The organism is Polaribacter glomeratus, assembly GCF_002954665.1.
GTDB lineage: Bacteria > Bacteroidota > Bacteroidia > Flavobacteriales > Flavobacteriaceae > Polaribacter > Polaribacter glomeratus.
In genome coordinates this window covers 42,505-43,112 of the sequence record NZ_MSCM01000002.1, presented here as the reverse complement: position 1 = coordinate 43,112, position 608 = coordinate 42,505, and the positions used below count along the sequence as shown (strand labels likewise).

Sequence of the window (608 nt, the reverse complement as noted above, 5' to 3'; positions counted from 1 at the left end):
CAATGTTAACATTATCACTATCATCAATCGGTTATAATAGTATTGAGAATAGTATTCTTGTGTTAACTAATGATAGTTTTGGAACTGATGGAAGACATTTAAGTCATTTTTTAAGATTGTTAAAAGGACGTAGAACAAGTGTAAGTTCTAATGGAGGTGCAATCACTTTAGGGATTAATGAGGATATCTTGTATTCAGCACCAAAAGACTTTGATGGAGTAGATACTTTTAAATATACAATTACAGATGGAAGTGGAGATGCTTCAACAGGTACAGTAACTTTAACGGTTTCAGGACCAGTTGTATCCGTTCCAACAGCAAATATTGATTCGTTCACAGCAGATGTAGATACAGCTTTATCGTTAGATGTATTAGCGAATGATTTAATTCCAGCAGGAGGAGTTACAATCAGTTTGCCGTTATCAGTAACAAGTGCTCAAGGTTTTGCAATTTCTGTAGTTAATAATGAAGTTCTGTATACACCTTCAAATGGTTATAATGGTTCAGATACTTTTAGTTATTCAATTACAGATGTTAATACAGTAACTTCTACAGCAGTTGTAACAATTATGGTTGGTACCGTGCCAGTTCCACCAGTAGGAAGCGAT

The 608-nt window shown here is 34.4% G+C and carries 1 protein-coding gene; it reads left to right on the top strand.

Annotated features, from left to right (window positions below; translation table 11 throughout):
- The coding region (locus BTO16_RS17625) for an Ig-like domain-containing protein (RefSeq protein ID WP_170064448.1) at positions 1-608 on the top strand (608 nt) is incomplete at both ends.